Below are 23,036 nucleotides of genomic sequence, written 5' to 3'. Positions count from 1 at the left end.
AGGTTTGTCTAAAGGAGATTCCAATTGTCTAAGTCAAGTGAACATAGTACACTAAAGAAAAAAAGGGGGATTATTATGGAAGTACTTGTAGTGATCGACATGCAAAATGATTTTATCACCGGAAGTTTAGGGACTAACGAAGCCCAAGCGATCGTGCCAGTGGTCAGAGAAATGATCGAACGTTTTGAAGGACTGATTCTCTTTACCCGCGATACGCACCAAGTGGATTATCTATTGACTCAAGAAGGTAAGAAATTACCTGTGGTGCATTGTTTAGAAGGTAGTGAAGGTTGGGAAATCGAAGCGTCTTTACCGGTCGATGATGCGGTGATTTTTGATAAGCCGACATTTGGAAGTCCAGCACTTGGCCAGTATTTAGCCGAACTTGCGACACAAGATACATTAGACGCGATCCATTTGATCGGAGTCTGTACTGATATTTGTGTGATTTCAAATGCCTTATTGATCAAAGCGTTCTTACCAGAAGTGCCGATCATCGTTCATGAAAAAGCTTGTGCGGGTGTGACCCCTAAAGCCCATCATCGAGCACTTGAGGCCATGAAGAGTTGCCAAATCGAAATCAACTAAAAAAACGAGAGTTCCTACAAGGTAGGGGACTCTCGTTTTTTTAGTTTTGCATCATGTTTTCTAAAGATTGCATCGCGACCGTGACTTTTTCAGCCGTCATTTCTTCAGCGAGCAAGTGAATACTTTCTTCTTTAATCGTCGCACGTTTCGCTACTGCTTGATACTCTTCTTTTGTTAAGATCATATCCATCTCTTGTAAAGTAGTCGGTAAGTGCATTTCATGATAAAACGGTACTAGATTTAGGATCTCAGTTGGATTTTGTTCGAGCATGAGTTGCACTAAAATACCATAAGCAACTTTATTGCCGTGTAATTGATGATGGCTTTGCGGTAAAATCGTCAAGGCATCGTGGATCGAGTGGGCTGCGGCAGTTCGGCCATATTCATCGCCAAATCCGCCGACCATTCCAGCAAGTAAAATATTGGTTTCGACAACGGCGATAAATTCAGGTGTGAGCGTTTGGGTTTGCATCGCTTCGATGGCTTGTGTCCCAAAAGCTAATAGATTTTCCTGACATTTTTTCGCTGCAAAATGGGCCACTTGGACTTCGATCGGAACCGTATCTAATTGACGAATGATCGCATCGCCTTCATACCATTTGGCTAGTGTATCGCCAATACCGGCGATCATATACGCGATAGGCGATTCTAAGATCACACGTGGCTCGATCAAGGTCAAAGCGATCGCTTCAGGAAAGATATCATAACGATCCATCGAACCGTCTTGGTTATACATGACACTTAGTGGCGTATAGGCTGCACACGTTGCCGCAAGTGTCGGTAAGATGATCACTGGTTTTTGAACAAGGTGGCCTGTTTGTTTGGCTAGGTCTGCGATTTTACCACCTCCAACAGCTAAAATCGCATCGCAGTGTTGATCGAGCATCAGTGTACAAAGTTCTGCTACTTTTTCATCGCAACATTCGCCACCATAATGCACTTTGGTTACATGAAATGCCGTTAGATCAGGTAAATAGGGTGTAGCCGCTTCAAGTGAGCGACTGCCGTGGATCATTAGGATACGCTTTAGTTTACGTGCAGTTAAGTGTTCTGGTAGTGTCGTCCAAGCGCCTTCTTGACACACATATTCTTGCGGGGCGCCACGAACGATTAGTGAATTGGTCATAATGTCACACTCCTTTAGTCCTCCATAGTGTAAAAGAAAATGCATAAGGATACAATAGATAAATGCAAAAAAGAATAAAAAAACAAAAAAAGGGATTTCAATTTTCGCTATTGGAATATAAAATGAATGTTTATCGAATAATATTCGGTTTTTTAGAATAAAAAACAAATATTATACAAAAATATGCTTTTCAAACTACTAATGATATGCTATGATAAGCAAGTCATTAATTTATGAATTTTTATACATTATAAATCAAGAGGGGTTTTGTTATGAAAGGAAGAAATAAAAATTGGTTGATGGTCGTATTCGCATGTCTACTCATGTTAGGTATTGCCTTGCCAAGTATGACGGTGCAAGCCGAAGAAAGTGATCCAACGTTTGAAGCAATCAAACAAAAAGGAGAAGTCGTGGTCGGATTATCTGCCGACTATGCACCATATGAATTCCATGCAGAAGTCGATGGTCGTGATCAGATCGTCGGATTTGATATCTCATTGGCACAAAAAATCGCCGATGACATGGGTGTGAAATTAAAGATCGAAGAATTAGGCTTTGATGCCTTACTCGGTGCATTAAAAACAGGGAAGATCGATTTGATCATCTCGGGAATGTCTCCAACAGAAGAACGGTTAAAAGAAGTGGATTTTTCGGATCCTTACTTAGAAACGACTCAAAAAATCATTGTGCGTAAAGATGATCTAAACAAATTCAAATCAGTCAACGACTTTGATGGTGTGAAAGTCGGCGCACAAAAGCAAACGACACAAGAAGCATTAGCAAAATCAGAATTAAAAGGTTCAGATGTGGTGTCGTTACAAAAAGTTCCAGATATCGTGTTGAACTTAACGAACAATAAAGTCGATGCAGCCGTATTAGAAGGACCGATCGCTGAAGCGTATGTGCAACGGGATGATTCATTAGCATTTGCCAATGTTTCTTTTTCTGACGATCATAAAGAAACAGCGATCGCGATGCCAAAAAATGCACCAGAATTAAAAGCTGCAGTCAACAAATCGATCAAAGAAGTCAAAGATCAAAAGTTGATGGATAAATATAAAAAAGAAGCCAATGAATTGATGTTCCAAAAAGACCAAAACTTCTTCCAAAAATATTATAAATATTATGTAAGTGGTGCGGGATATACCTTATTCTTAGCTGTGATCGGGGTCGTGTTTGGTGCGATCGTTGGTGGGATCTTAGCGTTAATGAAACTTGGTAAAGTTCGTGTCGTGCGTTGGATCGCAACAGCCTATATCGAATACGTTAGAGGAACACCGTTATTGGTACAAATCTTTATCGTGTACGTTGGTTCAGGGATCATCGGCATCGAATTATCAAAAGTCGCTGCCGGATGTATCGCTTTGGCCTTAAATAGTGGAGCGTATGTAGCGGAAATCATTCGTGCAGGGATCAATGCGGTAAACAAAGGTCAAATGGAAGCTGCGCGCTCACTTGGGATGAACCAACGTCAAGCGATGCAATTTATCATTTTCCCACAAGCCATCAAAAATATCTTACCGGCATTAGGAAATGAGTTTGTGACAGTCATCAAAGAATCTTCTATCGTATCAGTTATCGGGGTATCTGAATTGATCTTCCAAGCTGGAAACGTCCAAGGAGCAAGTTTCAAACCATTCTTACCTTACTTGATCGTATCGTTGATTTACTTTGTAATGACCTTTACGTTATCTCGTTTACTAGGTGTCGCTGAAAGGAGAATGAATACAGATGCTTAATATTGAAAACTTACACAAAACATTTGGTAAAAATGAAGTCTTAAAAGGAATCGATATGAACATTGAAGCTGGTGAAGTCGTTGTGATCATCGGTCCTTCAGGAAGTGGAAAAAGTACGTTTTTACGCTGTTTAAACTTACTGGAAACCCCAACAGACGGCAAGATTATCTTTGAAGGAACAAACCTTTTAGATAAAGGGGTCAATATCGATCAATTGCGTCAAAAAATGGGAATGGTATTTCAAAGTTTTAACTTATTCCCACATAAAACCGTGCTAGAAAACATTACGATCAGTCCAGTCAAAGTTAAAAAAGAAGCGGATGCTACAGCCAAAGCGGAAGCAGAACGTTTACTAGACTTAGTTGGTCTAAAAGATAAAAGCCAAGCCTATCCGTCAAGTCTTTCTGGTGGGCAACAACAACGGGTAGCCATCGCACGTGCCTTAGCGATGAATCCTGATGTGATGTTGTTTGACGAGCCGACTTCAGCACTAGACCCAGAGATGGTCGGTGAAGTATTATCCGTGATGCAAGGTTTAGCCAACAATGGGATGACGATGGTAGTCGTAACGCATGAAATGGGATTTGCCCGCGAAGTCGCCGATCGTGTGATCTTTATGGATGAAGGGGTGATCCAAGAAGAAGGAACACCAGAACAAATCTTTACCAATCCTGAAAACCCACGTACACAAAGTTTCTTAAATAAAGTGTTATAAAAGGAAGTCAACTATGGATCAAACAAGAGTAGCCAAACGGTTTCAAACACCGGAAGAAAATTTGTTGATGGATATCGGGATCTTAGCCAAACAAACAAGTGGCTTGATCGATTTATCGATCGGCGATCCTGATCTAAATACCGATGATGCGATCATTGAATACGCGATGAAAGCGGCCAAAGAAGGGCATACACATTATACGTTATCTGATGGTAGTGAAGAGTTCCGTCAAGCAGTCGCCGACTTTTATCAACGAACGTATCAGCTTAGTGTCGATAAAAATCAAGTACGAGCTACAGTCGGAGTTTCTCACGGTCTGTATCTGGCTTTGATGGCGATCTTAGACCCAGGCGATGAAGTGATTATTCACGAACCGTACTTTTCACCGTATAAAGATCAAGTCGAATTAGCAGAAGGCATCCCAGTCATCGTACCTACGTATGAAAAAGATGGATTTCAACTAGATCCTAAAGTGTTAGAAGGTGCGATCACCAAAAAGACTAAAGCGATCATTATCAACAATCCAAATAACCCGACAGGTGCAGTCTTTAGTGAAGCCACTTGTCAGGCGATCGCAGATCTAGCGATTCAACATGACTTGTTCATTTTATCTGACGAAATCTATGAGGCGTTCTCCTTTGATCAGCCATTTTATCCAATGGCGGCATTTGCTCCAGAGCATACGATTACGTTTAGTGGATTCTCAAAAGCCTTTGCGATGACTGGATGGCGTATTGGGTATATGATCTCACCTGTTTTTGTAAATGATGTCGCGCGTTATTTGAATGAAAATATTTCGTATTCAGCTAATGCGTTATCCCAACAAGGAGCGATCTATGCGTTAACACACGCCGATGAGATCGTACCGAATGTGGTCAAGATCTTTAAAGAGCGTTTGGCCTATGTGGAAAAGCGTGTTGCAGCCCATCCGCGCTTACACATGAATCCAATCAAAGGGACGATGTATGCGTATATCAATGTAGCCGATACAAAAATGGATGCATTGGCGTTTACCAAAGTGTTATTAGAAGAGGCAAAAGTTTTGGTGATACCAGGAGATGCATTTAGTCAAACCAAACCGACGACGCATATTCGCATTGCAGTCACACAAGATCTTGAACAATTAAAAGAAGCCTTTGATCGAATCGATCAATGCGTATAAAACGTTAAGAAAAGAAGCGAAAATTCGCTTCTTTTTTTATTTTTTTTCAACAGAAATACGGTTACATGAGAAAGCCTATGCTATAATGAGAAAAATATTAAAGGGGGCACACCAATGAGAGCGGTATTAACAGTAATTGGACAAGATAAAGTAGGGATCGTGGCAGGTGTTAGCGCACAACTGGCTACGTTAAATATCAATATCGTCGACATGACACAAACGATCATGCAAGACTTTTTTACGATGATGATGATGCTAGAATTACCAGAAGATGTCGATTATGAAGCGATTCGTCAAGCGTTAGATGCTTGTGGTGAAACATTAGGTGTCAAGATCACGATCCAAAATGAAGCGATCTTTGACGCGATGCATAAATTATAGGAAGAACTAGACAGGAGAGAATCATGGAGAGCAATCAAATATTAGAAACGATTCGCATGGTCGAAGAAGAAAATTTAGATATCCGGACGATTACGATGGGAATCTCTTTACTCGATTGCATCGATGCGGATGTCGATGTAGCATGCGAGAAGATTTATCAGAAAATTACCACAAAAGCAAAAGACCTCGTCGCTGTTGGGGAAGCCATCGAAATGGAATATGGGATTCCGATCATCAATAAGCGGATCTCGGTAACACCGATTGCGCTAATTGCAGCAGCCAGTCATGTAGATGCTAAAGAATGCGTGAAATTTGCCAAAGCGCTTGATCGTGCAGCCAAAGCTGTAGGAGTAAACTTTATCGGAGGCTATAGCGCTTTAGTAGAAAAGGGCTATCAAGCCGGCGATCTCCCGTTGATCGAATCGATCCCTGAAGCGTTAGCGCAAACTGATTTTGTTTGTTCATCAGTCAATATTGGCTCAACAAAAGCTGGTATTAATATGGATGCTGTGAAATTGATGGGAGAGATCATCAAAAAAACGGCAGATACATCTGATATGGGCTGTGCGAAATTAGTCGTGTTTGCCAACGCTGTCGAAGACAATCCGTTTATGGCAGGCGCGTTCCATGGTGTCGGTGAAGCGGATTGTGTGATCAATGTCGGCGTCAGTGGTCCTGGTGTAGTGAAACGAGCATTAGAAAAAGTCAAAGGACAATCGTTTGATGTCGTCGCAGAAACGGTCAAACAAACTGCCTTTAAAATCACACGTATGGGGCAATTGGTCGGACGGGTGGCCTCTGAGCGATTAGACGTTCCGTTTGGGATCGTCGATCTATCTCTTGCACCGACACCAGCTGTGGGCGATAGTGTGGCATTGATCTTAGAAGAAATGGGTCTAGAATCTGTGGGTACACATGGAACGACAGCTGCGTTAGCGTTATTAAACGATGCTGTGAAAAAAGGTGGCGTGATGGCATGTAACCACGTGGGAGGGTTATCCGGTGCGTTTATTCCGGTTTCTGAAGATGCGGGGATGATCAAAGCGGTCCAAAATGGATTGTTGAATCTTGAAAAATTAGAAGCGATGACGGCAATCTGTTCTGTAGGATTGGATATGATCGCGATCCCAGGTGAGACCAGTGCCACAACGATTGCGGCGATGATCGCTGATGAAGCAGCGATCGGAGTCATCAACCATAAAACGACGGCAGTCCGTTTGATCCCAGCTAAAGATACCAAAGTCGGTGACATGGTAGAATTTGGTGGATTATTAGGAACGGCTCCTGTGATGAAAACCAATCCGGCACAATCAAGTGATTTTATCTTGCGTGGTGGACGAATCCCAGCACCGATTCATTCCTTTAAAAACTAAAAAAAAGGCTGTGACAGATGTCACAGCCTTTTATAAAATAGAAGAAACGGCGTTCCAGAAGGAGCTCCTTAAGAAATAAGCCAAATAATTACCTAAATAGATGAACCTATTATCGGAATTATTTGGCTTATTTCCTGGAGCTGCCTACTTCTGTCACAGATTTTTTAAAATAGAAAAATATTGACGAACTTGAGTAAAATAAAGCCATAGATCGCAATTGAGATCGGTTTTAAGGTCAAAATAATAATCAAATAATCTTTAAATTTCATTCTTGAGATCCCAGCGATAAAACAAGCGATATCATCTGGCGCAAAGGGGATCAAGAAGGTCAGAATCATAAATCGTTTGATATTTTTATGGTGTTTTGCAATCGATGCTTCGAAACGTTCATAGTTTTTTTTCGACAAGACCATTTTGACAAAGGCGTGACCGTAATGTTTGACTAAGTAATACGCGATGATTTCACCAATGATCAAGCCAATATAGCTGTAAATCAGTCCTTCGATCGTACCAAAAAGCAACATCCCAGCGACAGTCGAGATCCCACCAGGCAAGATCGGTACGATGACTTGAACGATTTCTAAGATGATGAAAAATAAAATTCCTAAATGACCAAATTGTTCAATAAAGGTTTGTAATGTTTTAGTGGATTTAAAAATCCCTAAGTGGATGCCATAGACGACAATTCCGATCAAAGCAGCTACACCAAGTAATGGTAGGATCTGTAAAAAGAGATGTAGCCATTTGCGCCAGTTTTTTTTCATCACGTAGAAAAACTCCAATCTAAAATACTTATCTTATTATTTTAAACGATAATTGATGTGATAGAAAGTCTAAATTGAGCAATTTGTTTTTTTTACAACTTTCCGCTACAATAGAACAGAATAAAAAAAGGTAGGGTGAAGATGAAGTATACACATTATATCTGGGATTTTGACGGGACACTTTTTGATACCTATCCCATTATTTTAAAAGGATTTATGGATACGTTACACACGTATGGTATCCATGCCGATGAAAAAGAAATTTATTATTTATTAAAATCGCAATCATCAAAAGCGATCGCCGAAAAATACGATCTGGATTTTGCTGAATTTACACGAATCTTTAAAGAATTTGAAGCTAAAGATCAACGTGAGCCCGCACCGTTTGCTGGCGCAAAGGAAATTTTAGAAAAAGTCATCGCTGAAGGTGGAAAAAATTATATTTTGACACATCGTGATACACCGGGGACGGAGCAATTACTTGATGAGTATGGCTTGTCTGCTCATTTCGTGGAGATCATTGGATCAGAACGTCCTTTCCCGCGTAAACCAGCGCCTGATTCATTGTTATATTTGATCGATACATACAATATGGAGAAAGCACAAGCTGTGATGATCGGGGATCGTTTTATGGATATCGATGCCGGAAAAGCAGCTGGGATCCAAACTGTATTTTATGATCAAGATCAATTGCTAAAAGATGTTTCTGCTACACAAAATGTGGATGCATTACTCGATATTCTTTAACCTGTGACTAGTTCGTTTTGTACGAACTGGTTTTTTTGCGTATTTATAGAGGAGTAAGGAGGGAGAGCTATGCCAATCGAGCCATCTATCTACCAAAAGATTCGCGCGCTAGTCATGAAGTATAAATGGCCATCCGGGATACTTGTTTTTTTAGTTGTCTTAAGTCTTGTTAGCGTGACGATCTATTGGGTCCTCACACCAAAAACGACTGCTGTTTCAAGTGAGGTGTTGAAAAGTACCGAAATGACAAAACAAAGCGAGTCGACGAAATCGAGTGATTCAAGTACAAGTGAGATCTATGTCGATGTAAAAGGTGCAGTCAAACATCCTGGAGTCTACACGATCCATCCAAGTGCTCGAGTCAAAGATATCATCCAATTAGCTGGTGGAATGACCGGGCAAGCCGAAACACGTGCGATCAATTTAGCTCAAAAAGTAAGTGATCAAGCTGTGATCTATGTGCCAACAGTAGGTGAACAGGTCAGTGATACATGGTCTAGCCAGCAACAAAGTACAGGACAAGCAACACAAGCAACCGAAAAAATCAATATCAATACTGCAGATGCTAGTACCTTGATGACGCTAAATGGAATCGGCGAGAAAAAAGCACAGGCTATCATCGATTACCGAACACAAAAAGGCACATTCAAACAAATCGAAGAATTAAAAGAAGTTGATGGATTTGGTGAAAAGACAGTTGAAAAATTAAAAGACTCGATTACAATAGAGTAAAGTCAACTAAAATGAACGAAAGGAGACAAGAGATGACCAAACGAATTCCTTGGGATCAATATTTTATGGCGCAGGCCTCTTTACTTTCATTACGTAGTACATGTACACGTTTAGAAGTAGGCGCAACACTAGTCAAAGATAAACGGATCATTGCAGGTGGGTATAACGGTTCGGTTAGTGGCGATGATCATTGTATCGATCACGGTTGTTATGTGGTGGATAATCATTGTATCCGAACGATCCATGCAGAGATGAATGCGTTGTTGCAATGTGCAAAACTAGGGGTATCGACGAATGGTGCAGAGATCTATGTAACTCATTTTCCGTGTCTACAATGTACAAAATCGATTTTACAAGCTGGGATCACAACGATTCATTATTTGAACAACTATCGAAATGATCCATATGCATTAGAGCTGATCGAAAAAGTCGGCGCGAAAGTCCATCAAGTCGTACTCGATCCACAATATTTTGCGAAATTATCTTTTATTCCTTCAGAAAGTCGAGAAGATGAAGTATAAAAACTTCTTCTTCTTGCCTGTAGGTTTGGCGACCTGCTGCTTTTTTACCCTCATTTCATCCTTCTTTTTCACCGGATTACTTTGTATCTTCTTTTTGATCTTGTTACTGTATCGTAGACAGTGGGGATTAATCTTGATTACAGTCGCACTCGTCACTTTATTTTTAATACGGTATCATATGACTCAAGTTACTATCAAACAAGATATCCCTGTTTCTGGTCAGCTTAGCATCTATCCGGATACCATCGCTCTTTCTGGTGACCAAGTCACGTTTGATGGCGAATTGTCTGCGCATAAAACTAAATTTCGTTATCGTCTGAAAACGAAAGAGGAAAAATTGCTTTGGCAAGATCGCAACACACGCTATCTTGAATTGACATTTACAGGAGCATTTACTTCGATCATGCCAAGTACGAATCAGCATGGCTTTGATTACTTTGCGTATTTAAAGAGCGAACATTACCAAGGTGTTGTGCAAATTGACCAGATTACTGCTGAAAGAGCACTTGATCGCTGGACGTTTCCTTTACATTATTTACGGATGCGCGCGATTTTTCATACTGAAAAACATTTACCAAATACAACAGCCCTTTGGCTCAACGGATTATTGTTTAATTATCGTCAGAGTGAATATTATGAGTTTTTGACTACGTTTACTCAAAATGGGTTATTGCATTTATTTAGTATTTCGGGTTTGCATGTTTATTTTTTTCTGGGATGGTTAGATTTTTTCTTTCGCCGGTTGGGGTTTACTGCCAAAAGTCAATTGCCGTTTTTTTTACTAGCTAGTGTGGTGCTTACCGGCTTATTTGGTGGCTCGATCAGTATCCTTCGCGCGGTATTGGCTTATCTAAGCTACTGGTTCGTGAAAGAGTTCCCTCTAAAGTTCAGTGCAACCGATCGCTATGCGTTAGTCTTAATGATTTGCTTAGTCATTGAACCACAAGCATTACAGCAACTTTCCGCACAATTGTCCTTTTTATTCTCATTTTTCTTATTATTTTTACGCCCTTCAGCTACGACGATCAAAGCGAGACTCTATGCTGCCTATCTATTCCCGATATTAAGTATTCCAATGTTGCTTTATCAATTTTACGATTGGCCTATTGCAAGTGGAATATGGACATTTTTCTTAGTCCCTTATTTTGAATTGTTTCTGTTACCTAGTGCAGTCTTACTGTTTCTGATTGCTAGTATCGAACCGATCAGTCATCCTTTAGCCTATGCACTCACAAGCAGTTTACAAGTGGTCGATTGGTTGATCACATGTTTTCCTTTTTTAAAGTGGTATGCTGGAGCGCTGCCGATATTTTGGGCGATTAGTTGTACAATAGCTGCTTTATGGGCGATCACTAAAAAACGAATTTTTTTATTTTTACTAGCAAGTGCAGGCGTTCCTTTGATCGTAACGTCGATTCATCCGTTTGAAAAAATCACTTTTTTAGATGTCGGACAAGGGGACACAACGGTGATCCAAAGTCGAGGAAACCGTGAGATCTATTTGATCGATACGGGTGGTAAGCTAAGTTTTCAAACGGAAGCTTGGAAACAAACAAAACCTAAAGTGAATGCTACTTATTCGGTCATTCCGTATTTAAAAGGAGAAGGAATCCATACGATTACCGGTCTTTTTTTGACGCATGGAGATACAGATCACATGGGAGATGCTGCAAGTCTTTTGAGCCAGTTTCATGTGCAGACGCTCTTTCTTGCAAAGGGGAGTCAAGACCATCCGAATATCAAGCGCTTACTAAGAGCGTTTCCTCATCAACGTGTCGAGCTGTTAACAGTCGATCAAGTTATAGGAGAGCGTTTCACTATCCACGTATTGTCCCCTCTACAATTAAGTAAAGGAGAAAATAATGATTCATTAGTGCTGTATACTACGATCGCCAAACAACGCGTTTTATTGACAGGTGATTTAGAAAAAAGTGGTGAGCTTGATTTACTGAAGCGTTATCCTAGCTTATCTGTCGATTTGTTGAAAATAGGACATCACGGGAGTAAAACCTCGACTGATCCAACATTTGTCGCAGCGATCCAGCCGAAAGTCGCAATCATCTCAGTGGGAAGAAACAATCGCTATCATCATCCACACCAAGAAACACTTCATGTTTTGGATCAAGAACAAATCAAAACGTTACGTACAGATCAACGTGGTATGATCCAATACCGCAGTTTTGGACCGTTCATAAAGCAAATTCAAGGATTAGATGACTAGAATTCATGGGGATTCCATGATAACATAAGGCTGATAGTAGGAGGGTATATGACGATAAAACAATTAATCAAACCAATCGAGACAGATCCTTTAGCACCATGTTATTTGGTCGAAGGCAACGAGGAATATTTTCAGCAGTTTATCAGACAAGCTTTTTTTGATCGTTTAAAGATGGATGAGAATCATTTGAATTTTAGTCATATCGATATGGATACACAGACACTAGATACCTTGATCGATGAAGCGGAGACCTTACCATTTTTTGGCGATGAACGATTGATTTTTGTGGAACAACCTTATTTTTTAACTTCAGAAAAACGTAATGGTGCGCCGGAGCAAAATATCGAACGCTTCATAGCCTACCTAAATGATCCAGTTCCTTCAACGGTTTTAGTTTTTTTTGCCAATTATGAAAAATTAGACGAGCGTAAAAAAATCACGAAACGATTAAAGAAAACTAGTGTGGTATTAGATGTAAAACCACCAAGTGATCAAGAAGTCAAAAAAATGGTGCAAGCGCGAGTCAAAGAAGCTAAAGTCGATATAAACGCCCAAGCGTTAAACTATTTATTAGAAGCAACTGAATTGAATCTAAGCAAGATCATGCGTGAATTGGATAAACTGGTCGTCTATGCAAATCAAACAAAAACGATCGATTACCAAGCTGTCGTTCAGCTAATTCCTAAGAGTCTAGAAAACAATGTTTTTGACTTAACACAAGGTATCTTACAAGGGAAAACAGAACAAGCGATTCGACAATACCGCGAATTAGTGTTGCAAGGAGAAGAAACGATCAAAATCAATGCGATCTTGATCGGTCAAGTACGATTGTATCTTCAAGTAGCACTGTTGATGAAAAAAGGGATGCAACAAGGGGCGATCGTCCAACAAGTCAAAGCACATCCTTATCGCGTAAAACTTGCCATGCAACAAGTCAAAAAATATACAACACGTGAATTAATGACGTTGTATGACGAATTAGTAGAAAATGACTATCAAATGAAAACAGGTCAAATGGCCAAAGAATATTTATTTGAATTATTTATTTTAAAGACAACACGTCAAACAGCATAAAAAAAGAAGCCTCTAGAGGCTTCTTTTTTTAGACTTATTTCGCGATTTTTTTGTTTAGGCGAGATTTGTCACGACTAGCTTTGTTTTTGTGGATTAATCCTTTAGTTTCAGCCATGTCGATAGCTTTTACAGCATCTTTGAATAACGCGTTAACGTTATCAGATCCAGCAGCTACAGCTTCGTCAAATTTTTTGATCGCAGTACGCATTGCGCTTAATTGTGAAGAATTTTTCGCGTTAGCAGTTTCGCTAGTACGTACGCGTTTGATAGCAGATTCAATGTTTGGCATATTTTTCACCTCCAAAAAAATTTCTTATACGAATACGAAAAACGTATAAATCAACACTAGTCATTATACCTAATGATAGACGTGATTGCAATTAAAAGTTGTAAAGAATGTTTACTTAACACAAAAAAAGAAAGCAGAGGTTCTGCTTTCCCACTAATTATTTACTCATCCACCAGTAACCGATCAAGATAACCCCTAAAACGATACGGTACCAACCGAATACTGTAAAATCATGTTTTTTGATGTAAGACATCAAGAATTTGATTGCAAGAACAGAGACGATGAATGAAACGATCGTACCTGTCAATAAGATGATCAAGCTTTCTGTTCCAAAGGTATTTCCCGCATGGAAGAATTTATACATCTTAAGTAAACTTGCGCCGAACATCGTAGGAATCCCTAAGAAGAACGAGAATTCCGCAGAAACAAAACGTGAACCACCTAAAATGATTCCTCCAAGGATCGTTGAACCAGAACGAGAAGTTCCAGGAATTAACGCCAGTACTTGGAACATTCCTACTAAGAAGGCAAATCGATAACTGATTTGATTTAAACTACCGATTTTTGGTTCCACGCCACGTTTGTTGCGTTCTACTACGATAAAGGCGATTCCGTAAACGATCAAGACGATTGCTACCGAAATGAAGTTATAAAACGTCGCATCTAACCAGTCGTCTAAAAAGAGACCGATAACAGCAGATGGAAGAATGGCAAAAATCACTTTAAACCATAAACTCCATGTGTCGCGTTTTTCTTCTAGTGATTTGCTTGGCGCGAACGGATTTAATTTTGTAAAGTACAACACAACGACAGCTAAAATCGCACCCAATTGAATCACGACATTAAACATAGTCATGAATGCCTCAGATTCTTGGATTTTCAAGAATTCATCTGCTAAAATCAAATGCCCCGTACTACTGATCGGCAACCATTCGGTAATCCCTTCGATGATCCCAAAAATAATGGCTTTAATAAAATTTTCAATAAACAAATAGTTCATTCCTTTCAAAAAAATTTCACCTTTTTCAGTATACCTTGTTTACATTCAGAAAAAAAGAAAAATTGTAGCCTATTGCCTATTCTGGCGGCATAAGACTACAATTTTTCGCAAAATAATTAAGATTGTAATAAGGTACGTGAAATTTCTTTACCTTGTTCGATAAATTTAGTAGTTGCAAATTCTTCGATCGTAAATTGACCGTTTTCAAACACCAAGCGTGTGACTGAACCATTTTGGATATCGACTCTGACGTTGTTTTCATCATTGATCAGATGCATCAAAAAGGAAATCGTTAATCCATGAGAGACAACAAGGGCTTTTCCGCCGCCATTTTTTTCCACACGGTGTGCGATATCTTCAAATCCTGTTCGTACACGGTGGCTCAAGGTATCATAGGTTTCTGCCCAATTCGCTGTATCGACATCATAGATCGCTTCGCAAATTTCTTTAAACGAAACTTTTTTAGCAATCATGTCGTCGTAATCAGGAAAATTTAAAATTCTGGGAATGACGCCCCACATTTCAGCATCATAACCACCTTCTAATGAGCCAAAACACCATTCGCGAATTCTTGGATCGACACGGTAATCTAACTTTTGAGCACCAGGATGTTCACCTAAGATGAGACGCATCGTTTCGATTGCACGTCCGCTATCGCTAGAAACAGCCTCAACAAACGGTGTATCTTTTAGTCCAAGACCCAAATAATGGATGTCTTCGATTCCAGATTTTGTTAAGGGAGTATCGCACCAACCTTGGACTCTTTGGATTGTATTGAACATTGTTTTTCCATGTCGAACGACATAAAGTTCTGTTTTTGCCATGATAAATTCCTCCTTTTATTCAGTGAAAAATGGATTCGTTTGTTTCTCATCGCCAATCGTTGTCTGCTCCCCATGTCCTGAGAGCGCGATCGTGTTATCGGGTAAGGTAAAGAGCTGTGTGGTAATACTTGTCAACAATTGTTCAAGATTTCCTGAGTATAGATCCGTGCGACCAATGCTGCCTTTAAATAAAGCATCGCCACAAAAAACAACTTCATCAAAGATAAAGCTCACACTTCCCATGGAATGTCCGGGTGTGGGTACGACCGTAAATTCAAATGGTCCGATCGTATAGGGGGTAAATAATTCAAACTCATATTCTGCTGGCGCTAAAATCAAATCGTCCATTTCAGGATGGCGTCCAGAAAGATTTTTGATTGGATCTTGTAGCCAATCTTGTTCGAGTTCGCTGACATAAACCGGAACGTCAAAGGTTTCTCTGACCTGCGTCACAGCCCCGATATGATCATAGTGAGTATGTGTTAGTAAAATCGCCAATAGCTTTGTTTGACTGTGTTTGATCGCTTGGATCAGTGTATTTGCTTCAGCACCTGGATCAATGATCAGAGAAGCACCATTCTGTTCTAAAAGGTAGCAGTTTTCTTGTGCTGCTCCAGTAATAAAACGCGTAATTTTCATCGCGTATCCTCCTTTAATCAGCTTACATCTAGTATAACGTAAAAGTGGAGACAAACAAAGGATCGCCCCTTTTTTTAAAATAGCGATAAAATAGCAAAAATTCACTAAGAAAAGACTAAAAAATCTCACAAAAAAAAGTGTTAGCCGTACAGATACGCTATGATATGAAAAAAGGGAGGGAGAACTGATGAAAATACGAATGAAAAAACAATTCATGATTGGCGCATTAGGCCTCCTTTTGATCTGGCTTTCTGGTTGTCAGCAAACCGTAGAATCTGAATTTGTCACGCAACCTGTCAAAGAAGTTTTACCCACGAAAGAAAATTTAACGACGCAACAAAATTTCTTGTTGTTACAAAAGGACAGTCAACTCTTTCCTCAAAGTCAAGGAGTGTACGACGTGGTCAAAGACCAACTGACGATCGTCAAACAATACGTTCCAGCACTTGATACGAGTAAGACACGTGCAAATGCAGTCGTGATCGAACAAAAAAAATTAGAACAAGTCAAACAAGATTTCAAGCGTAGTTTTCCTGGTTTGATCTATGAAGATGATCCGTATAAAGTTTATGAACAAAAGTTTACCCAAACGACAGTCGAACTGCATCCAACCTACTTTATTTTACGTGCCCAACCTGATTTTGAACAAAAATTCCAATTCGTCGATGAGAGTGATACAAAAGTGACGGATGAAAATGGCACGATATATGAAATTCAATATAGTACCTAACACATAAGAAAAAATCTTGTGTGTTTTTTTGACATTTTTTCTGTTTCTTTCGTTTATAAGGTAAAGGAGGGAAACAAGATGATCGAGTATATCCATGAATTACGACAAGCAAAGGTTTTGTATATTTTAGCCATGATCGGTCTGGCGATGACACTTGATTTTATTAGTGGTGTATTGGCTGCACGCTACACGCGAACATTTACTTCTAAACAAGGAATCAACGGCCTGATTCGAAAAATGGCCAGTTTATGTTTGTTATTGTTTTTTCTGCCATTAGCATTAGTGATCCCCATGAAAGTTGGAATTGGGATGTTGTATATGTTTTATAGTGGTTACTTGTGGTTCGAATTGCATTCGATTTTAGAAAATTATCAAAAATTAGGGATCGATACCCAGTTGTTCCAACAATTTATTACGCAACTTAAACAGTTGTTTATCGACTATATCAAACGCAAATAATGTGAAATACCTGTCCAAATCCTAAAAAAATCCTAACCAAAACGATCTTCTCGTTACCTTTTATTTGAAAAACTGCTATGCTTTGAAAGCAAACTATATGGGTGAGGGAGTGTACAAAACGTGGCACAAAAAAAAGGAACGTTTGGTTTGGAACAAATCAAGAAAATAGTTGTCCTAGTCTTTACAGGGATCGCTGGAGCATTGAGTATCAATTTCTTTTTGAATCCAGCACACGTGTTTTCAGCGGGTATGAATGGGTTGGCCCAGATTATTGTCGGATTAGCTCAACAATATTTAGGGATTTCGTTAAGTATCGGACTCTTTATTTTGATTTTGAATATTCCCATCTTTATTTTAGGATTTATTAAATTAGGTGGCAGTTCTACTTTTTTAAGTTTTATCAATGTGGTACTAATTTCAGTATTTACGATTGTGTTACCGGAAGGACAAGTGACTGATAATATTTTACTGAATGCGTTAGTTGGAGGCGTTTTAATCGGGATTGGTGCAGGATTCTCATTAAAAATGGGATTTACGACTGGCGGTATGGATATTTTGTCTTTAGTTTTTTCTAAAATTACCGGAAAGACAGTTGGCAGCTATATGTTGCTATTAAATGGGATCATCGTCTTGATTGCAGGATTTTTATTTTCATGGGAAAGTGCGCTATATACGATCATTTCGATCTATTCCATGAGTCGTGTAGTCGATGCGATTCATACGAGTCATCAAAAAGTAACGGCGATGATTACGACACGCCATGCGGATCAAGTGGGAAAGAATATTTCAAAACATGTCTTTCGCGGCATGACGCTTCTCCCTTCCATTGGTGGATACTCTGGGATCAATAGCCAAACGATCATGATGGTGATCACGCGTTATGAATTATATGATTTGGAACAAGCTGTTTTAGAAATCGATGAAAATGCATTTATCAATATTTTGCCGACGCAATCGATTATGGGACGATTTGCAACAGATGATGAACAACGGATTTTTAAAGCAACCGGAGCTTTTCCAGAATTAAAAAGAAATCGACGATAAGCAATTTACAAATTGTAAAAAAACAAGTATCATTTGTCTAAATAGAGGACAGGGGGATACGACATGAGTCAAGAACCAGAAGATATCGTGGTAGACGAAGAATTAGAAGAAATCAAAGAGCGTATTTTAATGGCTCTAGAGACGGTTATCGATCCAGAGCTTGGCATCGACATCGTCAATTTAGGATTAGTGTATGAAGTCGATTTTGCTAAAGATACAGGAGATACGGTCATCAAGATGACGTTAACCACAATGGGCTGTCCATTAGCAGATGTATTAACTGAAAATATCCACGATGCATTAGCAGAAGTCGATGAAGTCAATAAAATCGAAGTCAAATTAGTCTGGTATCCAGCGTGGACGACCGATAGAATGAGCCGTTATGCTCGAATCGCTTTAGGGATTCGTTAAACAATAAAAAGCTGCCTCCAATTTGGAAGCAGTTTTTTTGTTGCTTTGGTTGTGTTATGATTTATTTAATTGAATTTTAATTAAAATTTCATAAAAAGTGAGGTTGTGAAATGAAACTAAGACAGTTATTCCTGTTACAAAAAATAAAGACTACGATAACGGTACTGTTGATTGGCCTTCAAGCAATTACACAGACGCTAGCTGCGTTGATTCTCGCTCTAGCCATTAATGACTTGATTGCTAAAGAATTACAGTCTTTCTTCATTCAAATAGGTTGGGTTATTTTGATGTGGGTGATCACGTTGAGCAGCTCTTATTGTGCCGCTTTTTTAAAGCAAAAAATTATTCAAGATAGTGCCGAGTATCTTCGTGAACAAGCGCTGACCAAAGCGTATCTGACCATTGAACAATCTGAAGGTGAAGTGAAAAAAGCCTATTATATCAATTTAGCTACAACAGATATTTTGACCATTGAAACAGGTATTTCCAGTGTATTTGTGTTAATCGGTTCGATCATGGCTGCTATTTCTTCTAGCATTGCTTTATTTTATTATAGTTATTGGTTAGTACTTGCTACGTTTTTCTTTTCATTGCTTTTTTTAGTGATTCCAATCGTGTATAAAAAACAATTAATTGAAGTAACACAGAACGTTTCAAAACAAAATGAATTAATTACTAAAGATACTACCAATTTGATTATGGGGATTTTTGATTTATTCAATTATCAAGCTTTTTCATTGATTCAACGAAAAAATCAAGTCAATTCCTTAAACATGAAACATGCAAAATTGGCATACACTAAAGTAACGAATTTAGTGACGGTAATGATTGCTTTGGCGAATATTTTAAGTCAATTTTGTTTGATTGGTTTAGCAGGTTATCTGGCCTATCAGGGTCAACTAGGGTTTGGAGTCATTTTAGCTGTGGGCAATCTAGCAAATCAATTTTTCTCAGCAATCAGTGAATTGAGTGAAACCAATGCAAGTATTTTGAGTACACAAGCAATTTTAAATAAATTTGAATCAATTACAAACGATACAAAAATAAATAGACCACCAATATTTACAAAAGAGATTCGCGCAGTTCAACTTAAATATGCTTATCCAAATAAACAGGTCTCTTTTCCCGATATGCATTTTGAAAAAAACAAAAAATACTTAATCGAAGGCGAAAGCGGTTCTGGAAAAACAACATTGATCCAACTATTGACCCGAAGTTTGAAGCATTATAAAGGATCTTTACAATTTGATGGAACAGAGTATGTGAAATTAAGCAAAGTTGACGTGTTACAGTCAATGGCATTGATGTCTCAACAAACATTTATTTTAAATGGAACCATCAAAGAAAATATCTGCTTAGCTCTTCCGTTTGATCAAATACGATTTGATCAAGTACTAGAAAATAGTCATTTGAATGAACTGATTGCTACCTTACCGCAAAAAAGCGATACCGAACTAGATAGTGATCATTTACGGTTGTCTGGTGGACAATTGCAACGAATCGCGATTGCACGAGCATTTTATCATCATAAGGATATTTTGATTTTTGATGAAGGAACGGCCAATCTAGATGCTAAAACAGCCAAAGCGATTGAAGAAATCGTACTAACCACACCAAATCAAACCGCAATTATCATCAGTCATAGCTTTAAAGAAGAGCTAAAACGATTCATAGATCAAACCTATATTTTAACGTAAATACACACTTGCTACTTCTAAAACTGTCGAAGTAGCAAGTGTGTGTTATTTAGGATTCGATTCTTGGAGATTACACACTAGCAAACAGGATATATACATTCGATAGAAATAGTAAACTACCGATGCCTATTAGACTATAGGAAAGTGCGATCTTTATCTTATACTTGTCGATTTTTTCAAGTAAAGCTAAGCTCAATAAGCTGATCAGCCCTAAGGTGAAGAGATACGTTCGACCAGAGGATGCCCAAATTGTAGGTGAAAATGCTAAAATCATGCGCACGACGATGGCAGCACTAAATAGCAAGCTAAATAGCCATTTTTGCCCTGTAGTGATCATAAGGCGATGAAAACTAAACAGTACACCGATTACAACAAGGAATAAGATTAAATCTGGGATCCATGTAGTGGGGTGTCTAAATTGAAATGTTGTCCCATATTGATTGAATTGGGCATAAAAAAAGGTGCGGAACGTTTCAGGTACGATTTGAAATAGATTGTACGCCAATGCTAAACTTAGGCCCAATGGCACGACAGATCCAATAAGGTCGATTGGTTTGAGCGTTTTCTTCACCATTAAACAAATCAATAATATAATCAACAACAACACAGGTAAGGCCAACTGATCAAAAAACAAATGACGAATAGTAGAAGAAAATCCTAATTCTAACTTGCGAAAGAGACTTAAGCTTTCGTAGTCCGCAAACCATTGTGTCACTTCTGAAGCATACCGGACTTGATTTCCTGGAGCGAGTAAGATCACGATCAAATTGATCAATGTGATGCCTAAAAAAGGTAAAACTTGCATGATAGCAAGATCTGAGCGATAAAGCAAGTATGCGATCATCAAGATAAGATAAGTTCCAAATAGTGGTAACATTTGTTCATGATTCGTGGCATAAATACTGGTTACTAAACCGATTAGATATAAAGGAAGTTTGACTTGATGTTGTGCGATCTGCCAAACACTGTAACTTGCGAGTAAAGCGCATGCGTAGACCCAAAGGTAATTCGTGCTTGTCGCAATCCAACCTGTATCATAAAATAAAGTCAAAGGGATACATAAAAATAGCGCCGTTGAACAACATAAATCGAGTATACGAGGCGATCGACGTATAAAAAAAGCAGGCAGAATACTTGCGATCGTCATCATCAACGCATCAAGAAGACGCCAAAACCAAAAATGTGTGACACTATAAAGCGTAAACGTTTCGATCACCAATCGTGAGCTCCACGTATGATACCGATGTGTTAAAAAAGCACTGTAATTTCCGTGGTACTGTGTGTGTAACGGTTCAAAAAATAAGACCAAATCGTCTTTTGCATGGGTCAAAGGGATCATAAAATGAAAGCCTAAAAAACCTAAGAAAATCAAAAAAATCGTCAGATAAAGCTTGCGATTTTCGTGTATCGATAGTCGATTCATCAAGACACTCCTAACATAATAAACATTCTAGTCCATTTTATCGGTTCTAAAATGAAAAAGCTAGATATAAATAAAAGAAATGAGGAACGTAGTTATGGCTTTAACCTGGAAAATCAAATCATTTTCAACATTAACTCCTAAAGAACTCTATAGCATCATGCAACTAAGACAAGAAGTATTTGTGATCGAGCAAGCATGTATCTATCAAGATGCGGATGGATGGGACGAGCAAGCATTGCATCTGTTTTGTTTAGATGGACAACAAATTTGTGCCTACAGTCGCTTATTTTTAGCTGGAGTGAAATATCCTCAAGCATCGATTGGCCGTGTTGTAGTCGCAACATCGCATCGAAAAACCGGACTAGGCCGCATATTACTCGCTGAAGGTGTACGCTATTTGACAAAGGAATATCAACAACAAACGATTTATTTACAAGCACAAGCTTACTTGGAATCGTTTTATGCAAGTTTTGGTTTTCAAACGATCTCAAAACCTTATCTAGAAGATGATATCTTGCATGTTGATATGTTGAAACAAGAAGAAAACTAGCTTTTATTTGCGTGAAACAAGGCTTTCAAGTATGATACACATAATAAGAAAGAAGGGAACGATCCTATGCAAGAACGACAAAATGACGTGCTGATCCGCGGGATTTTTGAATGTTTAGATATCCCAGCTGAAATCGCAAATGAAACAATCGAGAACAATACGATTTATTGTTATGAAAATGGTTCATGGAATCCTCACAAACAAGAGCAAGAAGTTATAAAGGCTACTATGGAATTAGGGTTACGTCCTTTTTTAGTGATTCAACAAGAGCAACATACCATTGTTTTGTATGTTGATAAATTAGTAGAAAATGCAGACGCGATTAAAGAGACACAAAAAGAAGCACATGCGCGTGTCAGTCAATGGTTAGCCGATGCTGAAAATGAAGAATATCACGTATTGGTGTATACTGAAGAGCATACGCAAGCAATTCAAAAAGAAGTCGTGATCCGTAAAACAGCAGAGGGAAATTATACTGTTTTGTAAAAAAAGACAAATATGAGAAAGTAAAGAGAGATGAATGCTTGATTGAAGCGGATTCTTCTCTTTTTTTTAATGTTTTCTGAAAAAAATATTGCAAAAACTCACATTATTCTCTAATATGGGGAGGAGTCGTTTAGATAGAGAGGGTGCGTTATGGAAAAGGAACGTTTACAAAGAAAACTCGGTGCACGTCAGATACAGATGATTGCATTGGGAGGAGCCATTGGAGTTGGCTTATTTATGGGATCAGGAGCGACGATCGCTTGGACTGGTCCATCCGTTATTTTAGCGTATCTAGTAGCGGGAATGTTTTTATATTTGATTATGCGTGCGTTAGGTGAAAT

General features: G+C 38.8%; 25 protein-coding genes and 1 pseudogene. 19 read left to right on the top strand and 7 right to left on the bottom strand.

The features are described from left to right. Nucleotides 1-75 precede the first annotated feature (75 nt). Nucleotides 76-588 carry a cysteine hydrolase family protein gene (locus QZ413_RS09520; RefSeq protein WP_297079641.1) on the top strand — a complete coding sequence of 171 codons (513 nt, stop codon included), beginning with the start codon at nt 76-78 and terminating at the stop codon, nt 586-588. A 40-nt stretch (nt 589-628) separates the two neighbouring features. Here the strand turns inward: QZ413_RS09520 and QZ413_RS09515 are convergent, their stop codons facing one another. Continuing rightward, on the bottom strand, nt 629-1,714 hold the full coding sequence (locus QZ413_RS09515) for an iron-containing alcohol dehydrogenase family protein (protein ID WP_297079640.1): 1,086 nt from the start codon (nt 1,712-1,714) through the stop codon (nt 629-631). 323 nt (nt 1,715-2,037) lie between these two features. Between QZ413_RS09515 and QZ413_RS09510 the strand changes: the two genes are divergently transcribed. The 5 genes from QZ413_RS09510 to QZ413_RS09490 all read left to right on the top strand — a co-directional run bounded on the left by QZ413_RS09510 (nt 2,038) and on the right by QZ413_RS09490 (nt 7,084). Next, entirely contained in the window at nt 2,038-3,453 is a 1,416-nt protein-coding gene (locus QZ413_RS09510) for an ABC transporter permease subunit (protein ID WP_297079643.1), read from the top strand. Next, nucleotides 3,446-4,168, top strand: coding sequence for an amino acid ABC transporter ATP-binding protein (locus QZ413_RS09505; RefSeq protein ID WP_297079638.1), 723 nt, complete (start codon nt 3,446-3,448; stop codon nt 4,166-4,168). The genes QZ413_RS09510 and QZ413_RS09505 overlap by 8 nt, the downstream gene beginning before the upstream one ends. Nucleotides 4,169-4,181: 13 nt before the next feature. After that, a complete protein-coding gene (locus tag QZ413_RS09500) occupies nt 4,182-5,330 on the top strand; it encodes an aminotransferase class I/II-fold pyridoxal phosphate-dependent enzyme (RefSeq protein ID WP_297079636.1) in 1,149 nt (382 codons plus the stop codon). 114 nt (nt 5,331-5,444) lie between these two features. After that, nucleotides 5,445-5,711, top strand: a complete 267-nt coding sequence (locus QZ413_RS09495) for an ACT domain-containing protein (RefSeq protein WP_297079634.1) — start codon at nt 5,445-5,447, stop codon at nt 5,709-5,711. A gap of 23 nt (nt 5,712-5,734) precedes the next feature. Continuing rightward, complete coding sequence (locus tag QZ413_RS09490) at nt 5,735-7,084, top strand: PFL family protein (RefSeq protein WP_297079631.1); 1,350 nt, start codon at nt 5,735-5,737, stop codon at nt 7,082-7,084. A 164-nt stretch (nt 7,085-7,248) separates the two neighbouring features. Here QZ413_RS09490 and QZ413_RS09485 read toward each other — a convergent pair whose 3' ends face one another. Next, a complete protein-coding gene (locus QZ413_RS09485) occupies nt 7,249-7,848 on the bottom strand; it encodes a TVP38/TMEM64 family protein (RefSeq protein ID WP_297079629.1) in 600 nt (199 codons plus the stop codon). Nucleotides 7,849-7,989: 141 nt separating this feature from the next. Between QZ413_RS09485 and QZ413_RS09480 the strand changes: the two genes are divergently transcribed. The 5 genes from QZ413_RS09480 (at nt 7,990) to holA (ending at nt 13,143) form a co-directional block, all read left to right on the top strand. Further along, complete coding sequence (locus QZ413_RS09480) at nt 7,990-8,595, top strand: HAD-IA family hydrolase (protein WP_297079627.1); 606 nt, start codon at nt 7,990-7,992, stop codon at nt 8,593-8,595. Nucleotides 8,596-8,664: 69 nt separating this feature from the next. Continuing rightward, nucleotides 8,665-9,327, top strand: a complete 663-nt coding sequence (locus tag QZ413_RS09475; protein WP_297079624.1) for a helix-hairpin-helix domain-containing protein — start codon at nt 8,665-8,667, stop codon at nt 9,325-9,327. A 32-nt stretch (nt 9,328-9,359) separates the two neighbouring features. Then, complete coding sequence (locus tag QZ413_RS09470; protein WP_297079623.1) at nt 9,360-9,848, top strand: ComE operon protein 2; 489 nt, start codon at nt 9,360-9,362, stop codon at nt 9,846-9,848. Then, the gene (locus QZ413_RS09465) at nt 9,838-12,069 is read left to right on the top strand and encodes a DNA internalization-related competence protein ComEC/Rec2 (protein WP_297079620.1); all 2,232 of its coding nucleotides are present in this window, start codon (nt 9,838-9,840) and stop codon (nt 12,067-12,069) included. Before QZ413_RS09470 ends, QZ413_RS09465 begins: the two co-directional genes overlap by 11 nt. A 48-nt stretch (nt 12,070-12,117) precedes the next feature. Further along, entirely contained in the window at nt 12,118-13,143 is a 1,026-nt protein-coding gene (gene holA, locus QZ413_RS09460) for a DNA polymerase III subunit delta (RefSeq protein WP_297079618.1), read from the top strand. Nucleotides 13,144-13,177: 34 nt separating this feature from the next. Here holA and rpsT read toward each other — a convergent pair whose 3' ends face one another. From rpsT to QZ413_RS09440, 4 genes are all read right to left on the bottom strand, one after another. After that, the gene (rpsT, locus tag QZ413_RS09455; protein WP_297079616.1) at nt 13,178-13,432 is read right to left on the bottom strand and encodes a 30S ribosomal protein S20; all 255 of its coding nucleotides are present in this window, start codon (nt 13,430-13,432) and stop codon (nt 13,178-13,180) included. 157 nt (nt 13,433-13,589) lie between these two features. Beyond that, nucleotides 13,590-14,423, bottom strand: a complete 834-nt coding sequence (locus tag QZ413_RS09450; protein WP_297079614.1) for an undecaprenyl-diphosphate phosphatase — start codon at nt 14,421-14,423, stop codon at nt 13,590-13,592. A 125-nt stretch (nt 14,424-14,548) separates the two neighbouring features. Next, a complete protein-coding gene (locus QZ413_RS09445; protein ID WP_297079612.1) occupies nt 14,549-15,256 on the bottom strand; it encodes a histidine phosphatase family protein in 708 nt (235 codons plus the stop codon). Between the two features lie 15 nt (nt 15,257-15,271). After that, nucleotides 15,272-15,895: an MBL fold metallo-hydrolase gene (locus QZ413_RS09440; protein WP_297079610.1), complete on the bottom strand. Its 624-nt coding sequence runs from the start codon at nt 15,893-15,895 to the stop codon at nt 15,272-15,274. A gap of 187 nt (nt 15,896-16,082) precedes the next feature. Between QZ413_RS09440 and QZ413_RS09435 the strand changes: the two genes are divergently transcribed. From QZ413_RS09435 to QZ413_RS09415, 5 genes are all read left to right on the top strand, one after another. Further along, nucleotides 16,083-16,625 (top strand): hypothetical protein, encoded by a 543-nt coding sequence (locus QZ413_RS09435; protein ID WP_297079607.1) that lies wholly within the window; start codon nt 16,083-16,085, stop codon nt 16,623-16,625. Between the two features lie 78 nt (nt 16,626-16,703). Further along, on the top strand, nt 16,704-17,084 hold the full coding sequence (locus QZ413_RS09430) for a phage holin family protein (protein ID WP_297079605.1): 381 nt from the start codon (nt 16,704-16,706) through the stop codon (nt 17,082-17,084). 120 nt (nt 17,085-17,204) lie between these two features. After that, a complete protein-coding gene (locus QZ413_RS09425) occupies nt 17,205-18,128 on the top strand; it encodes a YitT family protein (RefSeq protein WP_297079602.1) in 924 nt (307 codons plus the stop codon). Nucleotides 18,129-18,191: 63 nt separating this feature from the next. Further along, nucleotides 18,192-18,539: a metal-sulfur cluster assembly factor gene (locus tag QZ413_RS09420; protein WP_297079600.1), complete on the top strand. Its 348-nt coding sequence runs from the start codon at nt 18,192-18,194 to the stop codon at nt 18,537-18,539. Between the two features lie 110 nt (nt 18,540-18,649). After that, on the top strand, nt 18,650-20,236 hold the full coding sequence (locus QZ413_RS09415; RefSeq protein ID WP_297079598.1) for an ABC transporter ATP-binding protein: 1,587 nt from the start codon (nt 18,650-18,652) through the stop codon (nt 20,234-20,236). 70 nt (nt 20,237-20,306) lie between these two features. Here QZ413_RS09415 and QZ413_RS09410 read toward each other — a convergent pair whose 3' ends face one another. Further along, entirely contained in the window at nt 20,307-21,659 is a 1,353-nt protein-coding gene (locus QZ413_RS09410) for a DUF6056 family protein (protein WP_297079596.1), read from the bottom strand. Nucleotides 21,660-21,753: 94 nt separating this feature from the next. Here QZ413_RS09410 and QZ413_RS09405 point away from each other — a divergent pair, with 94 nt between their 5' ends. The 3 genes and pseudogenes from QZ413_RS09405 to QZ413_RS09395 form a co-directional block, all read left to right on the top strand. Further along, complete coding sequence (locus QZ413_RS09405; RefSeq protein ID WP_297079595.1) at nt 21,754-22,209, top strand: GNAT family N-acetyltransferase; 456 nt, start codon at nt 21,754-21,756, stop codon at nt 22,207-22,209. Between the two features lie 66 nt (nt 22,210-22,275). After that, a complete protein-coding gene (locus QZ413_RS09400) occupies nt 22,276-22,695 on the top strand; it encodes a hypothetical protein (protein WP_297079592.1) in 420 nt (139 codons plus the stop codon). A 150-nt stretch (nt 22,696-22,845) separates the two neighbouring features. Continuing rightward, nucleotides 22,846-23,036, top strand: a pseudogene (locus QZ413_RS09395) (amino acid permease); the annotation flags it as partial.

The organism is uncultured Enterococcus sp., assembly GCF_913775425.1.
Lineage (GTDB): Bacteria > Bacillota > Bacilli > Lactobacillales > Enterococcaceae > Enterococcus_G.
The sequence above is the reverse complement of the archived record's forward strand: the minus strand, read 5'-3'. Positions and strand labels throughout refer to the sequence as shown.

Excerpts from the sequence above, each read along its gene's own strand:
- QZ413_RS09520 (WP_297079641.1), top strand. The coding sequence starts at position 76 with ATGGAAGTACTTGTAGTGATCGACATGCAAAATGATTTTATCACCGGA.
- QZ413_RS09475 (WP_297079624.1), top strand. The coding sequence starts at position 8,665 with ATGCCAATCGAGCCATCTATCTACCAAAAGATTCGCGCGCTAGTCATG.
- QZ413_RS09410 (WP_297079596.1), bottom strand. The coding sequence starts at position 21,659 with ATGAATCGACTATCGATACACGAAAATCGCAAGCTTTATCTGACGATT.
- QZ413_RS09430 (WP_297079605.1), top strand. The coding sequence starts at position 16,704 with ATGATCGAGTATATCCATGAATTACGACAAGCAAAGGTTTTGTATATT.
- QZ413_RS09510 (WP_297079643.1), top strand. The coding sequence starts at position 2,038 with ATGTTAGGTATTGCCTTGCCAAGTATGACGGTGCAAGCCGAAGAAAGT.
- QZ413_RS09420 (WP_297079600.1), top strand. The coding sequence starts at position 18,192 with ATGAGTCAAGAACCAGAAGATATCGTGGTAGACGAAGAATTAGAAGAA.
- QZ413_RS09400 (WP_297079592.1), top strand. The coding sequence starts at position 22,276 with ATGCAAGAACGACAAAATGACGTGCTGATCCGCGGGATTTTTGAATGT.
- holA (WP_297079618.1), top strand. The coding sequence starts at position 12,118 with ATGACGATAAAACAATTAATCAAACCAATCGAGACAGATCCTTTAGCA.
- QZ413_RS09485 (WP_297079629.1), bottom strand. The coding sequence starts at position 7,848 with ATGAAAAAAAACTGGCGCAAATGGCTACATCTCTTTTTACAGATCCTA.
- QZ413_RS09445 (WP_297079612.1), bottom strand. The coding sequence starts at position 15,256 with ATGGCAAAAACAGAACTTTATGTCGTTCGACATGGAAAAACAATGTTC.
- QZ413_RS09495 (WP_297079634.1), top strand. The coding sequence starts at position 5,445 with ATGAGAGCGGTATTAACAGTAATTGGACAAGATAAAGTAGGGATCGTG.
- rpsT (WP_297079616.1), bottom strand. The coding sequence starts at position 13,432 with ATGCCAAACATTGAATCTGCTATCAAACGCGTACGTACTAGCGAAACT.
- QZ413_RS09480 (WP_297079627.1), top strand. The coding sequence starts at position 7,990 with ATGAAGTATACACATTATATCTGGGATTTTGACGGGACACTTTTTGAT.
- QZ413_RS09490 (WP_297079631.1), top strand. The coding sequence starts at position 5,735 with ATGGAGAGCAATCAAATATTAGAAACGATTCGCATGGTCGAAGAAGAA.
- QZ413_RS09415 (WP_297079598.1), top strand. The coding sequence starts at position 18,650 with ATGAAACTAAGACAGTTATTCCTGTTACAAAAAATAAAGACTACGATA.
- QZ413_RS09465 (WP_297079620.1), top strand. The coding sequence starts at position 9,838 with ATGAAGTATAAAAACTTCTTCTTCTTGCCTGTAGGTTTGGCGACCTGC.
- QZ413_RS09505 (WP_297079638.1), top strand. The coding sequence starts at position 3,446 with ATGCTTAATATTGAAAACTTACACAAAACATTTGGTAAAAATGAAGTC.
- QZ413_RS09500 (WP_297079636.1), top strand. The coding sequence starts at position 4,182 with ATGGATCAAACAAGAGTAGCCAAACGGTTTCAAACACCGGAAGAAAAT.
- QZ413_RS09515 (WP_297079640.1), bottom strand. The coding sequence starts at position 1,714 with ATGACCAATTCACTAATCGTTCGTGGCGCCCCGCAAGAATATGTGTGT.
- QZ413_RS09440 (WP_297079610.1), bottom strand. The coding sequence starts at position 15,895 with ATGAAAATTACGCGTTTTATTACTGGAGCAGCACAAGAAAACTGCTAC.
- QZ413_RS09435 (WP_297079607.1), top strand. The coding sequence starts at position 16,083 with ATGAAAATACGAATGAAAAAACAATTCATGATTGGCGCATTAGGCCTC.
- QZ413_RS09470 (WP_297079623.1), top strand. The coding sequence starts at position 9,360 with ATGACCAAACGAATTCCTTGGGATCAATATTTTATGGCGCAGGCCTCT.
- QZ413_RS09405 (WP_297079595.1), top strand. The coding sequence starts at position 21,754 with ATGGCTTTAACCTGGAAAATCAAATCATTTTCAACATTAACTCCTAAA.